Here is a 12,928-nt window from a genome sequence, read left to right as displayed (position 1 = left end):
GTCCCGCCCAACGCGGAACTGCTGACCGCCTCCCACGCCGCCCAGGTGGAGTTGGAGCCGATCGACTCGGCCGACCCCGGGCGGCACGACTACGGCGGTCCCCTGCTGAGCGATATCCGGTTCGATGAATTCTCCCGCTCCGCGCTGATCCGCATCGCGGACGAGGTCTGCCTGCAGCATCATCTGCTGGCACTCGGATTCCTGATCGCGATCCGGTCGCGCACGGACTCCGACGGGGCGGCGGACATCGGCCGCAAGCAGTTCGCGGGCATCGCGGGCCTCACCTCCGAGCGGATCCGCGACGCCCTGGCCCTCGGCGACGACGACGCGGCGCTGGCGCGCGTGCTGACACTGCATCCCGCATGGAATCCGGTGCGCTACACCGGCGCTCGCGTCGATCTCACCGACTCCGGTGTCCAGCTACGGATCCCGAAGAACAGCCCGGCAGTCTCCGACCAGGTGTGGCAGTCGCTGATCGACACGGAACACCTCGCGCCCCTGGAAGCCATGGCGCGCGGCGTCAACCCGCGCTACGCGGCAGAGGTCATCGATGACGACGACCAGCAACTGTCGATCGCTTTCCCCCTGACGAATCAACCCTTCGCCGAATCCGGAGAAGTAGCCATCACCCGCTTCTCCACCGGCGCCGATTTCCATTTCGCCGACCGCGGCATTCCCCTGCCGCTGACCGTGATCTGATCCCCTACCGAGAGACGAATTACCATGGCGTGTAATTTCGCTGATCTATTCGAGCATGCCGTCGACGCGATGCCGGATCGCATCGCGTTGATTCATGGCGAGCGCCGCGTCACCTTCGCCGAACTCGAGGCCAGAGCGAATCGGTTCGCCGATTATCTCGCCTCGATCGGAGTAGGCGCCGATTCGCACGTGGGCTTCCAGATGCACAACAGCATCGAAACGATGGAAACCATCATCGCCTGCTTCACATTGCGCGCGGCGCCGATCAATGTCAACTACCGCTACGGCGTCGAAGAACTGCGCTACCTGTACGACAACGCGGACCTCGACGTCCTGGTATTCCACCGCAGCTACGCGAAGCCGGTGACCGAGGCGCTGAACAAGGTTCCCCGGGTGCGGCATTCGGTGGTGGTGGACGACGATCTCGACAGCGAGCACCTGGCAACCTCGGCCACGGAATACGAAGCGGCGCTGGCGGATCGGCCCGAGGTACGCCGGTCTGTCGAGCGCACCAGCGACGATCTGTTCATGATGTACACCGGCGGCACCACCGGAATGCCCAAGGGCGTGATGTGGCGCCAGGAGGACATGTGGCGCGTGCTGGGCGGGGGCATCGACTTCTACACCGGCGAACCGATGGCCGACGAATACCAGCAATCCCGCGTCGGCAGCCAGAACGACCCCAGCACCTGGCTGGTCCTGCCGCCGCTGATCCACGCCTCGGCGATGATGCCGACGTTCACCGCACTGTGGACCGGCAACGCCGTCATATTCGAATCCAAGTTCGACGCTCCGCAGGTGTGGCGCACGGTGGAACGCGAACGCCCCCAGGTCATGGTGATCACCGGGGACGCCATGGCCCGGCCGCTGCTGGACGCCTACCGCGACGTGGACGCGACCTCACTGATCGCCATCGCCTCCGGCGCGGCGCTGTTGTCGCAACCGGTGAAAAACCGGCTGCTCGAGCAGTTTCCGTCGGCGGTGATCTCGGACTCCATCGGGTCGTCCGAAACCGGTTTCGGTGGAATGGGTTTCGCGACCAAGAACGACGACCCGACCCGTGGTCCGCGAGTACAGACCGGACGCGGCGCGGTCGTCGTCGACGAAGCCGGGCGTCCGGTCGCCGCCGGAGCCGAAGGGTGGCTGGCGAAGACCGGATCCGTGCCGATGGGCTACTACAAGGACAGCGCGAAGTCCGAGCGGCTGTTCAAGACCGTCGACGGCACCCGAATGGTCGTCACGGACGATCGCGCGCGCGTCGAGGACGACGGCTCCATCACCCTGCTCGGCCGCGGCAACATGGTGATCAACACCGGCGGCGAGAAGGTGTTCGTGGAGGAAGTGGAGGGGGTGCTCAAGGCTCACGATTCGGTCTTCGACGCGGTCGTCGTCGGCGTCGACCATGAGCGATGGGGACAGCAGGTCGCGGCGGTGGTGTCGATTCCCTTGGATGGCGTGCACGACTTCGACGGCCTGATCGCCCACGTGCGGCAGCATCTGGCCGGGTACAAGGTCCCGCGCAGCATCTGGATCGCCGAGGTCATCACCCGCTCCCCCAGCGGCAAACCCGACTATCGATGGGCCAGGGACTACGTCTCCGCCCGGGAACCGGATCACCAGGCCACGCGCTCGGCACCGTCCATTCCCGCCGGATTCGACTTCACCGATCCGGCGCTGTGGGAAACCAGAAAACCCGTGGCCGAATTCGCCGAGTTGCGCCGGACCGCGCCGGTGTGGTGGAACCCGCAGGCCGATGAGCAGTCCGGCGGGTTTCGTGACGGCGGCTACTGGGTGGTCTCCAAACACGAAGACATCAAGGAGATCTCGCGCAACTCCGAGCTGTTCTCCTCGCAGCGCAAGGGTTCGATCATCCGGTTGCCCGGCCAGGTGACGATGGACCAGATCGAGGTCACCAGCGCCCTGCTGGTGAACATGGATCCGCCCAAGCACACCAAGATTCGCCGCATCGTCTCGAAGGGATTCAGCCCGCGCGCGGTGGAGAGCCTGCGCGCGGCACTGACCGAGCGGGCCGCGGCCATCGTGCACGCCGCCAAGAAGGAGGGCGGCGGCGACTTCGTCGAGCAGGTGGCGTGCGAGCTGCCCTTGCAGGCCATCGCCGAATTGCTCGGCGTCCCACAGGAAGACCGCCGCAAGCTGTTCGAGTGGTCCAATCACATGCTCAACTACGACGACCCGGAGTACGGGGACGCCGTGACGACCGACGCCTCGACCACCGCATCGATCGAAATCCTCGGCTACTCCTGGAACATGGCCGAACAACGCCGGAACAATCCGGTCGGCGATATCGTCAGCCAGCTCGTGCACGCCGACGTCGACGGCGAGGCCCTCGGCTCGGACGAGTTCGGATTCTTCGTCATCCTGCTCGCGGTGGCGGGCAACGAAACCACGCGCAATGCCATCACGCACGGCATGAAGGCGTTCGTCGACAACCCCGGCCAGTGGGAGCTGTACAAGCAGCAGCGACCGGGCACAACCGTGGACGAGATCGTCCGCTGGGCAACGCCGGTCACCGCGTTCCAGCGCACCGCCACCGCCGATACCGAACTCGGCGGGCAGCACATCCGCGAGGGCCAGCGCGTCGGGCTGTTCTACAGCTCGGCCAACTTCGACGAGGACGCCTTCGACAATCCGTTCACCTTCGACATCACCCGTGATCCCAACCCGCATCTGGCATTCGGCGGCACGGGCGCCCACTTCTGCGTCGGCGCCAACCTGGCCCGGCTGGAGATCGACCTGATCTTCAACGCCATCGCGGACGTGATGCCGAACCTGGCTCAGGTATCCGAGCCGGAACGACTGCGCTCGGGGTGGATCAACGGCGTCAAACACTGGGGGGTCCGCTACGAATAGCACACGCGCGGAAGGTAGTTGTTACCTATGGAGATCACCGCAGCAGTAGCCCGCGGCGCCGGCGAGCCGTTCTCGATCGAGAAGCTCACGCTCGCTTCGCCGAACGCGGACCAGGTGCTGGTCCGCATCGTCGCCTCGGGGTTGTGTCACACGGATCTGGTTACCAGACAGAACTTTCCGGCCGGGATGCCGATCGTGCTGGGCCACGAGGGCGCGGGCGTGGTCGAACAGGTCGGATCCGATGTCGAGGGGATCCGGGTCGGTGACCACGTGCTCGCGACCTATGCCAGTTGCGGTACGTGCGCACAGTGCGGGGCGGGGCGGCCGGGGTACTGCGCGCAGTGGGCCGTGTTGAACGCGGGCCGCTTCGGCGCCGAGTCGCCGCTTCGGGCAGGCGAGGAACCAGTCGTCGCCGGGTTCTTCGGGCAGTCCAGCTTCTCGTCGCACATCCTCACCGCCGCACGCAATCTCGTCGTGGTCGATCGCGAACTCGATCTGGCCATGACCGCGGCGTTCGGATGCGGCATCCAGACCGGGGCCGGGACAGTGGTCAATGTGCTTCGCCCGGAACGGGAATCGAGCCTGGTGGTCTTCGGGGTCGGCGGCGTCGGCATGGCGGCGGTGATGGCCGCGCGCGCACTGGGCGTCGGCGCCGTGATCGCGGTCGACCTGTCGGCCGCGCGGCTGGAGGTCGCCAGGGAGGTCGGCGCCGACCTGGTGCTGGACGGTGGTCGCGATGACCTCGTCGAACGGATCCTGGAAACTCTCGGCGGCGGTGCGACACACGCGCTCGACACGACCGGGCACGCGCCGGTGCTCGCCCGTGCCATCGACGCGCTCGCCCCGCTCGGGACGCTGGCGCTGGTGGCGCTCGGCGAATCCACCCTGCCCGTCGAGGTCGCGAAGCTGATCGGCCAGGGCAAGACGCTGCGCGGGTCGATCGAGGGGGACGGCGATCCCCGGCAGTTCATTCCGCTGCTCGTCGACTGGTATCGGCAGGGCGAGTTGCCCATGGAGAAGATCGTGCGCACCTATCCGATCGATAAGATCAACGAGGCGGTGGCCGACAGCGAGAGCGGCGCTGTCATCAAGCCAGTGCTGACCTTCGACTGATTCATCGGGCGGTGTCGGGTCGGACACACGCGGTCACAGGGATTTGCTATGACTATCGGCCCTTTCTACGATGGACAGGTGTCCGATGCAGATTCCGTCGGTGTCGAGTCGACGCGCCGCAGGTTGAAGAAGAAGCAGGCCGATACGGTCGAACGCCTGACCAAGGTCGCCATCGACGTGCTCGCCCGAACCGGTTACGACGCCCTGACGGTCCGGATCGTGGCCGCGGAGGCCGGAGTCGGCACCGCGACCGCCTATACCTACTTCTCCTCCAAGGAACATCTGATCGCCGAGGCGTTCTGGCGGCGTTTGGCGCAGACGCCGCCACCCGATCACGCGCAGGACGCGGATCGCGTGACACGAACGGTGGCGACGCTGCGCCAGATCGCGCTGCTGCTGGGCGACGAGCCCGAAATGGCCAACGCCGTCACCACCGCATTGCTCGGCGGGGACCCCGACGTCGAACATCTGCGGCTGCGGATCGGGGCCGAGATGCGCCGCCGGCTGGTCGACGCACTCGGGCCCGAGGCCGATCCGGATCTGGTCGAGTCGCTGGAACTCCTGTATTCCGGAGCACTGCTGCGCGCGGGCATGGGCTACGCGTCGTATGCCGAGATCGCCGATCGGATGGAGACCACCGCGCGCATGCTGTTCGCCGCGTGCGCAGTGTGACCTACTGCCGGGCAGGGGTTTCGAACACGCCCGGGGCGGTGATCAAAGGCAGGTCGAGGGTGGTCCGGATGCCGGGCGCGGAGGCGATGACCGCCGGAATGGAGTTCACGATCCGGCCCGCGGCCAGGACGATCGCGGCGTGGTTGTGGTCGCCTTTACGGCTGCTGGGGCAGATGTCCACCGCGTACGACGGCTCGCCGGTGATCTCGATGCGATAGGACCCACCGCCCTGCGCGGGTTGTGGCCACTCGGGGCAGATGTCGGCGCTGAGCCGCGTGATGTGCTCGATGGCGATCGCGGGCCGGCCATCGACGATTCCCTGGATCTCGAATCGCAGCGCGGCCACACCGCCGCGAGGAATGTGGCCGGCGGCGATATCGAAGGCTGCTGCGGCGGGTATCCGCTCGTAGCTCTCGGTGATCTTCTCGACCGTGACGCCCAGCCCGGCGGCCAGCTGGTGGATCGCGGTCCCCCAGGCGATGCTCAGGACGCCCGGTTGCAGCAGCATCGGGATCTCGTCGACTGGTTTGCCGAAGCCCATGACCTCGAACATGACCGTTGCGCCGTCGTAGGTGGCGTAGTCGGCGATCTCCATGCAGCGCACCTGCTCTACCGTCTGACATGTTCCGGTCAGGGCAAGGGGCAGCAGGTCATTGGCGAACCCGGGGTCGACGCCGGTGATGAACAGGCTCGAATTGCCCTGCCGCGCGGCTTCTTCCACCGGATCGGTGAATTTGGCCGGCAGGACCTGCCACGGGTACTGCATCAGTCCGGGCGCGGAGCCCACCACATTGACACCCGCGGCGAGCAACCGGCGGCAGTCCTCGATCGCCTCCAGCGACCGGGTGTCGCCCATCGCGCAGTACACCACGCACTCCGGCTCGGTGGCCAGCAGGGCATCGAGGTCGGACACCGCGGTGACACCGGTCGTCGAGGTCAGGCCCGCGAGCGTGCCGGCGTCCCGACCGACCTTTTCGGGCGTCGACACGCATACGCCGGTCAGCTCGTACCGGGGGCTTTCGATCAGCCCGGCCAGGGCCAGACGGCCGACGTTGCCAGTGCCGACATGGGCGACGCGGATCGGCATAGGGTTTTCTCCTCGCAGACGGTGGAATTCCATCACTTTCCAGACAGATGTCTGGATCGTATTCCAGACCATATGTTAGCGTGACGCCCATGGGACGTGTAGACGGCAAAGTTGCGCTCATCAGCGGTGGTTCGCGGGGCATGGGCGCCGCACACGCCGAATTGCTCGTGGCCGAAGGGGCCAAGGTCGTTATCGGCGATATTCTCGACGACCAGGGCAAAGCCCTTGCCGCCTCGCTCGGCGACGCCGCGCGTTATGTGCACCTCGACGTCACCGACCCCGAACAGTGGGAGTCGGCGGTGGCGGAGGCGACGAGCAGCTTCGGGAAGCTCAACGTCCTGGTCAACAACGCCGGTATCGTCAACGGCGGGCCGTTGCAGAAGTTCGACATCGACAAGTGGCGTCAGATCATCGATGTCAACCTGACCGGCACCTTCCTCGGGATGCGCGCCGTCATCGATTCGATGATCGCCGCCGGTGGCGGTTCGATCATCAACGTCTCCTCGATCGAGGGGTTGCGCGGAGCGCCCTGGGCACACGGATACGTCGCCTCGAAGTGGGGCGTCCGCGGACTGGCGAAGTCGGCGGCCCTGGAACTGGCGCCGCACAACATCCGCGTGAATTCGCTGCACCCCGGCCTGATTCGCACGCCGATGACCGAGGGAATTCCCGACGACCTCGTGACCATCCCCCTGGGCCGTCCCGCCCAGCCCTCCGAGGTCGCCACCTTCATCCTGTTCCTGGCCAGTGACGAATCCTCCTACGCCACAGGCTCGGAGTTCGTCGTGGACGGCGGCCTGGTCACGGCGGTCCCCCACAAGTAACTCCTGTTCGCCGTCCGCCCACCGATGAATTTCGGTGTCGCGCGGTGTCCATATCTCCAGGAGGCACTGCATGACTGGAGTAATGGATGCCGCGGAGTTGCGGCAGATATGTCTGGACGCCGGAGCGGACGATGCCGGGTTCGTGGCGCTGGAGACGCCGGGGCTGGAGGGTGAGGTCGACTATGTGCGAGAGGCGCTTGCGAGCACGCGATCGCTGATCTCGGTGTGCGTGCGGCTGGCGCGGGAGAATTTCCGCAGCCGGGCGGTCAGCAGCGTGAACACCGAGATCGATACCGCGATACCGGTTCTCGATCGGATCGGCCGCACGATCAGTATCGCGTTGCAGGACAGAGGGTATCGGGCACTGTATCCGTCGGTGACGTTCCCGGTGGAGGCGCAGCGGTTGCCCAGCCGGGGGTGGACGGTGTCGCACAAGCCGGTCGCCGTGGCGGCCGGGCTGGGGCACATGGGGATTCACCGCTGCGTGATTCATCCCCGGTTCGGGAGCTTCATCGGGCTGGGCACCGTGATCACGGACGCGGTGATCACGCCGTATTCCCGTCCGATCGACTGGAATCCGTGCCTGGGCTGCTATCTGTGCGTGGCCGCGTGCCCGGTGGGCGCGATACACAACGACGGCAGTTTCGATTTCGACAGCTGCTACACGCATACCTACAACCAATTCGTGAACAACTTCGCCGATTGGGTCGAGGTCATGGCCGACAGCACGGACCTCGACGACTACAACCAGCGCATGAGCCCGCAGGAGACGACGATGCAGTCGCGGCGGCAGTATCGCTCCGGGTACTGCGTCGCGGTGTGCCCGGCCGGCTCGGAGGTGATCGGGCCATATCTGGCCGATCGCAAGGAGCATCTGCAACTGGTGCTGCGGCCGTTGCAGCGCAAGCCCGAGAACGTCTACGCGAGCCCCGGGTCCAATGCGGAAGCCCATGCGCGCAAACGGTTTCCGAACAAGACGGTGCGCCACGTGGACAGCGGGATCATGCCGCCGGACGATATCGACCCGGCTCCGGAGGCGAGATGAGCGACGCCGAACGGCTGTGGGGTCCGCTGCACGTACCGGTCGAGCGCGGGACCCGTGAGCGACCGCATCCCACGGTCGCGCAGATGCGGGCACAGGCGCCCGACGAGGAACCCGGTGATCTGGATGCCGATTGGCTGCGCGAGCTGTGCCTGTCCGCGGGTGTCGACGACGTCGGATTCGTCGCGCTGACAACGCCCGGGCTCGAGGACGAGCGCGATTACGTCCTCGAGGCGATGCCGGGCACCCGCGCGCTGATCGGCTTCTGCCTGCGGACCAGTCGCGACAATCTGCGGAGCAGGTCGATCAGCGCCGCCAATCGAGAGGTCGCGACCACCCAGGAACTCGCGCACGAAGCCGCCCGGCGCATCTGCCTGGAGTTGCAACGGCACGGCGCCCGCGCACTGTATCCGGCGGCCGGACTGCCGTCCGAGATACACCGCTTTCCGAACCGGAGCTGGGTGGTCTCGCACAAGCTCGTCGCGGTGGCCGCCGGACTCGGGCAGATCGGCCTGCACCGCAACGTGATTCACCCGAAGTACGGCACCTTCATCGTGCTGGGCACGATCCTCGTCGACCGCCCGATCTCCCGCTACGACCGGCCCGTCCCGTCGAATCCGTGCATCGACTGCGGCCTGTGCGTCACCACGTGCCCGGTCGGAGCCATTCACGCCGACGGCGAATTCGACTTCGACGCCTGCTACACACACAACAACCACCACGAACTGTCCAACTTCGCGGGCTGGGTGGAAGACGTCGTGGACAGCGCGGACGCGGCCGACTACCGGCAGCGAGTGACGCCCGGGGAGACACTGTCGGTCTGGCAGAGCTTGTCGTTCTCACCGCAGTTCCGCGCCGGCTACTGCGTCGCAGTCTGCCCTGCGGGAACCGACGTACTCGGCGCCTATCTCGCGGACCCACAGGAGCATGCGCGCGACGTCGTCCAGCCCCTGACGCGGAAACCCGAATACGTCTACGTCGATGCCGACTCGGCTACCGAGGACCACGTACGAACCAGGTTCCCGCACAAGACGATCCGGCACGCACGCCGGGTCGTAGTGCCGGAACCGGAGATCGATCCCGCACCGGAGAACCATGACCGCCCCTGACCAACTGCGGCGCGACCTACCGATCTTCGAAATCTACTCGGGCACCAATGGATCCCGGCTCGAAATACACCCCTGGTTCTACGCGGGCGGCCACCAATATCTCGGAACCACCCGCGTACTACCGCCCGGTACCGGAAAAGCCCCCGCTCACGTCCACCCCGGAATCACCCAGCATTCACTCTTGCTGTCCGGCCCCCGGGCGCGCTACCGATCCGCACACCGATCCAGACTGCTGAAACCGGACGAAATCGTCACGATCCCACCAGGCGCACCCCACGTCGATCCCTACAACGACTCCACCCACCCCATCGTCGTCCGCACCCTCTACTCACCAGGCCCGGTCTGGTTCATGCTGTTCGGCAAAACCCTCGGCCACGCACTCCGAGACGGAACAACCAACGCCCAGAACGAACTCCCCTTCCTACACCTACTGATGATGCTGGGCACCCCCGGTTCGGTAACCTTCGCCGCCACCATCCCAATAGCCCTACAGCGACACGCCCTGCTCCCCCTCGCCGCCCGCATCGCCCGCCCCCGAGGGTACGCACCGGCAGTCGGCCTGCGCGCCCACATCTTTCGATGAAAGAGCTCTACGGTTGTAGCCATTCCGGTGGTGTGTAATGTTCGACGCCGGAGAAGTTCCCCGGTGATGGAATCTGGCTCTCGAGCGTCTTGATCCGCCCGGCCTCGTTTTGGTCGGCGTCACGGTAGGTTGTTGCCGCTTTCACCATCGCGCCTGCCGAAGCGGTGATGTCATCGCGGACTGTGGCGAGCAGTCCGCCGAAAGTCGGTACCGTCTCGTTGTATTTCCCGACCGCCCTGGGGAATTGCTTCTGTACGCCGTCGATGTGTGCCGCTGCGCAGATCTTGGTACCAAAGTCGTACCATCCGGCGGCTACGGGCAGGATGCTATATCCGGCGTAATACAGCTGCACGACGTCGACCACGACCTGGACATTGTGTCCAGTATCGTTCAGCTGGCCATATGCCGAGGGCTGCACGGGCGATTTACTCTTCATCCGGGCGGACGGGCTGCCGAATGGCCCTGACTTACCGAGATCGGTTTCGAGTCCCTGATCGATCTTCTCGTCGAGCGCCCCGATATTCTTGTCGAGCCGATCCAGTGTCAGCCAGGTATTGCGTACGAGCGAGAGCGCCGAATAATCCCCCGGGTTGATATGAAGGGAATTACCGTGACCGGACGACTTCGATTCGGCGATCAGACCGCCGCCCACCCCGAGGGCGGCCAGACTCGCGTCGAACACCTCGACCTCGGGTGCGAGAAGCGCCTTCAACAATGCGACCGTGTCGGCAAGGATCGCTGCGAAGCCGGCATCCTCTTTGTACCCCGATTCTTTCTCCGCACCGGGTAGCGGCCCGGGGTCACTATCTCCTCCGAGGAGGGAAATGAGATCTTTGCAGATCCAGACGACGCATTCCTTGGTTCGTTCGACCCCCTCGCCGAGCGCCTTGGCGCCGATCGCCAGTTCCACCGCGCAAGCGACATGTGTCACCGCAGTGTCTTTGAATGGCGAAAGAAAATTATGGTAGAAGGAATCGGCTCCGGTGCCATTCCATTCACCCAGGTGAATCAGTTTCTCCACCTCATCGATGCCGTCCGCAGCCCGTGCAATGGCACAGTAGACAGAGTTCCCCGTCGGAGTCTGCCATTGATCCGAGTGCTCCGCGAACCGATCGGCCAAGGCGTCCAGGTTGTGCCCATCCAGGGAATAGTATCCGCGGAATCGTGTCATGAGACTCGACAGGTCATTATTGAAGATCTTCAGATTCTGTCGCAAAACATCCGGGCTTTCCCCATAGGGCTCTCGATCTTCGAACGCGGTTTCCGCTACCTGTCCAAGCTTGGTAAGCAGTGGCTCCATCTCATGCTGCAATGATATTCCCATCGCAGATCCTCATATCCCCTGCAACGGCGACGACGTCACCCATTCCGATAACCACGGGACGTGCCGTTGCAGTACTACGGGTAACGGTCCCGAGGTCTGAGATCCCCTACAGTCGACAGCTCAGAATTCGACGCGGGCGTCCAGTACAGCCGCGCCGGCGGAGGGATCGCCGTCGATCTCGAGTACCGGCAGCCCATATCGCCCGGACAGGTGCCAGAGGTAGTCCAGGGTCGGGGTTCGCACGGCCGCGACCGGCTCGGCGTCACCCAGCGCCCATCTGCCTCCGGTCGCTCCGGTCAGTTCGAGGGTGATCGCCGGGCCTGTCCAGGCCTGGGCGAGGTCGCGCAATACCTGGGCGAGGATTCCGTGATCGTGCTCGCCTGTGGTGAATGGCCGGCCGGTGGCCCGTGCGATCTCGAGCCGGTGCAACCATGTGTCTCGATTGGACAGCACATCGAACAGATACGCGAAACTCAGGTCGGGCAGGTGCTCCTCCGGGAAGAACCGGGCGAAACTCCGTCGTCGGATGAACTCCGGCGACCGGAGGCGGGCGCGGACCGCCTTCGGGCCGAAACGCACGAGCAACTGCCGCAATTCGTCGGGTGTCCGGGCGCTGTATTCGAGGATCTGCAGGGCATTGTGCGCGTCCAGGGCGCTGCTGCCGGGAAAGCGGTGACGCGCCTGCCGCAACTTCCCGGGAATCGTCCACGGCCGGGCCGATTCCACGTGCTGACCCACCAGGTGGGCGACAATGTCGCGCACCGTCCATCCCGCACTGGCGGTGAGCCGGTCCCATTCGTCATCGGGCAGTTCTGCGAGCAATGTGTTGAGCGCGGCCACTTCCGCCGAACCCTCCACGGCGGCCTCTCGCGGCCGTGGTCGTGGAATGTTCAATGCCTGCTGTATTTGAATTCGGTGCATGATTATTCCTGCGTTTTCGGGGCAAAATATCGGACGAACATGGCGAAGACGCTCGGCATCAGCGAACTGAACCGGCCGTCCTCGTAACCCGCGTCGGGTTCGTTGGCCAGTTGCTGGGTCAACGTCCCGGAAACAATGATCGACACCAGTGCGACCCCCTCGTCGGAGTCCGCCGCGGAATCCAATTCCCCGGCGGCGACCGCATCCCGCAACGTGGCCCGCACGATCCCGACCATCTCGACACTGGGCCGGAAAGCCTCCTGCGATGGAACGAAGTCCGGCACCGGCCGCCACGACAACAACTGCGCGACAACGGGATCGGCCATCGCGAGCCGCCCTATCGCCTCGACCGCGGCCGCGAGCGCGGGCAGCCCGGGCTTGCTCCCCCGCACGGCCCGGGCCACCGCGTCCAACTGGCGCTCGGCCCCCTCGCGGAACACCTCGTCGTACACCGCGTGCAGCGACGCGAAGTGCTTGTAGAGCGACGGCTGCCGGACACCGACCCGCCTGGCCACCTCGGACAGGTTGAGCCCGGCGACACCACGCTCGGCCATCACCGCGACCGCGGCATCCACGATCTCCCGCCGCGTATCCGCGCCGCTACGCCGCTCGATCCCCACGTACCCGACTCCTAGCTATAGGCTATAGCTAGGTTAGAGGCTATAGACAGGTCGGCACAAGCC

Annotated in this window: 11 protein-coding genes and 2 pseudogenes; 9 read left to right on the top strand and 4 right to left on the bottom strand. The window is 65.5% G+C overall.

Annotated elements, in window-relative coordinates; translation table 11 throughout:
- From JZ791_RS10085 to JZ791_RS10065, 5 genes and pseudogenes are all read left to right on the top strand, one after another.
- Positions 1–699, top strand: a pseudogene (locus JZ791_RS10085) (hypothetical protein); the annotation flags it as partial.
- A gap of 24 nt (positions 700–723) precedes the next feature.
- Positions 724–2,319, top strand: a pseudogene (locus JZ791_RS10080) (acyl-CoA synthetase); the annotation flags it as partial.
- Positions 2,320–2,340: 21 nt separating this feature from the next.
- Positions 2,341–3,570 (top strand): cytochrome P450, encoded by a 1,230-nt coding sequence (locus tag JZ791_RS10075; RefSeq protein ID WP_216893957.1) that lies wholly within the window; start codon positions 2,341–2,343, stop codon positions 3,568–3,570.
- A 27-nt stretch (positions 3,571–3,597) separates the two neighbouring features.
- Positions 3,598–4,683: an NAD(P)-dependent alcohol dehydrogenase gene (locus tag JZ791_RS10070; protein WP_216893947.1), complete on the top strand. Its 1,086-nt coding sequence runs from the start codon at positions 3,598–3,600 to the stop codon at positions 4,681–4,683.
- A gap of 48 nt (positions 4,684–4,731) precedes the next feature.
- Entirely contained in the window at positions 4,732–5,355 is a 624-nt protein-coding gene (locus JZ791_RS10065; RefSeq protein WP_216893946.1) for a TetR/AcrR family transcriptional regulator, read from the top strand.
- Position 5,356: 1 nt separating this feature from the next.
- Here the strand turns inward: JZ791_RS10065 and JZ791_RS10060 are convergent, their stop codons facing one another.
- Complete coding sequence (locus JZ791_RS10060; RefSeq protein ID WP_216893945.1) at positions 5,357–6,442, bottom strand: NAD(P)H-dependent amine dehydrogenase family protein; 1,086 nt, start codon at positions 6,440–6,442, stop codon at positions 5,357–5,359.
- Positions 6,443–6,531: 89 nt separating this feature from the next.
- On the opposite strand from JZ791_RS10060, the gene JZ791_RS10055 reads away from it, so the two are divergent.
- The 4 genes from JZ791_RS10055 to JZ791_RS10040 all read left to right on the top strand — a co-directional run bounded on the left by JZ791_RS10055 (position 6,532) and on the right by JZ791_RS10040 (position 10,000).
- Entirely contained in the window at positions 6,532–7,266 is a 735-nt protein-coding gene (locus tag JZ791_RS10055; RefSeq protein ID WP_216893944.1) for a glucose 1-dehydrogenase, read from the top strand.
- A gap of 70 nt (positions 7,267–7,336) precedes the next feature.
- Positions 7,337–8,311 (top strand): 4Fe-4S binding protein, encoded by a 975-nt coding sequence (locus JZ791_RS10050; protein ID WP_216893943.1) that lies wholly within the window; start codon positions 7,337–7,339, stop codon positions 8,309–8,311.
- Positions 8,308–9,417, top strand: coding sequence for a 4Fe-4S binding protein (locus JZ791_RS10045; RefSeq protein ID WP_216893942.1), 1,110 nt, complete (start codon positions 8,308–8,310; stop codon positions 9,415–9,417). The genes JZ791_RS10050 and JZ791_RS10045 overlap by 4 nt, the downstream gene beginning before the upstream one ends.
- Positions 9,404–10,000 carry a cupin domain-containing protein gene (locus JZ791_RS10040; protein ID WP_216893941.1) on the top strand — a complete coding sequence of 199 codons (597 nt, stop codon included), beginning with the start codon at positions 9,404–9,406 and terminating at the stop codon, positions 9,998–10,000. The genes JZ791_RS10045 and JZ791_RS10040 overlap by 14 nt, the downstream gene beginning before the upstream one ends.
- A gap of 7 nt (positions 10,001–10,007) precedes the next feature.
- Here JZ791_RS10040 and JZ791_RS10035 read toward each other — a convergent pair whose 3' ends face one another.
- From JZ791_RS10035 to JZ791_RS10025, 3 genes are all read right to left on the bottom strand, one after another.
- On the bottom strand, positions 10,008–11,324 hold the full coding sequence (locus JZ791_RS10035) for a hypothetical protein (protein WP_216893940.1): 1,317 nt from the start codon (positions 11,322–11,324) through the stop codon (positions 10,008–10,010).
- Positions 11,325–11,444: 120 nt separating this feature from the next.
- Positions 11,445–12,245, bottom strand: coding sequence for a maleylpyruvate isomerase family mycothiol-dependent enzyme (locus JZ791_RS10030; protein ID WP_216893939.1), 801 nt, complete (start codon positions 12,243–12,245; stop codon positions 11,445–11,447).
- Between the two features lie 2 nt (positions 12,246–12,247).
- Positions 12,248–12,865 carry a TetR family transcriptional regulator gene (locus tag JZ791_RS10025; protein ID WP_216893938.1) on the bottom strand — a complete coding sequence of 206 codons (618 nt, stop codon included), beginning with the start codon at positions 12,863–12,865 and terminating at the stop codon, positions 12,248–12,250.
- Positions 12,866–12,928: the final 63 nt, after the last annotated feature.

The sequence above is a fragment of the Nocardia alni genome (genome assembly GCF_019038435.1).
GTDB classification, from domain to species: Bacteria; Actinomycetota; Actinomycetes; order Mycobacteriales; family Mycobacteriaceae; genus Nocardia; species Nocardia alni.
The sequence above is the reverse complement of the archived record's forward strand: the minus strand, read 5'-3'. Positions and strand labels throughout refer to the sequence as shown.

Excerpts from the sequence above, each read along its gene's own strand:
- JZ791_RS10035 (WP_216893940.1), bottom strand. The coding sequence starts at position 11,324 with ATGGGAATATCATTGCAGCATGAGATGGAGCCACTGCTTACCAAGCTT.
- JZ791_RS10040 (WP_216893941.1), top strand. The coding sequence starts at position 9,404 with ATGACCGCCCCTGACCAACTGCGGCGCGACCTACCGATCTTCGAAATC.
- JZ791_RS10045 (WP_216893942.1), top strand. The coding sequence starts at position 8,308 with ATGAGCGACGCCGAACGGCTGTGGGGTCCGCTGCACGTACCGGTCGAG.
- JZ791_RS10070 (WP_216893947.1), top strand. The coding sequence starts at position 3,598 with ATGGAGATCACCGCAGCAGTAGCCCGCGGCGCCGGCGAGCCGTTCTCG.
- JZ791_RS10060 (WP_216893945.1), bottom strand. The coding sequence starts at position 6,442 with ATGCCGATCCGCGTCGCCCATGTCGGCACTGGCAACGTCGGCCGTCTG.
- JZ791_RS10030 (WP_216893939.1), bottom strand. The coding sequence starts at position 12,245 with ATGCACCGAATTCAAATACAGCAGGCATTGAACATTCCACGACCACGG.
- JZ791_RS10055 (WP_216893944.1), top strand. The coding sequence starts at position 6,532 with ATGGGACGTGTAGACGGCAAAGTTGCGCTCATCAGCGGTGGTTCGCGG.
- JZ791_RS10050 (WP_216893943.1), top strand. The coding sequence starts at position 7,337 with ATGACTGGAGTAATGGATGCCGCGGAGTTGCGGCAGATATGTCTGGAC.
- JZ791_RS10065 (WP_216893946.1), top strand. The coding sequence starts at position 4,732 with ATGACTATCGGCCCTTTCTACGATGGACAGGTGTCCGATGCAGATTCC.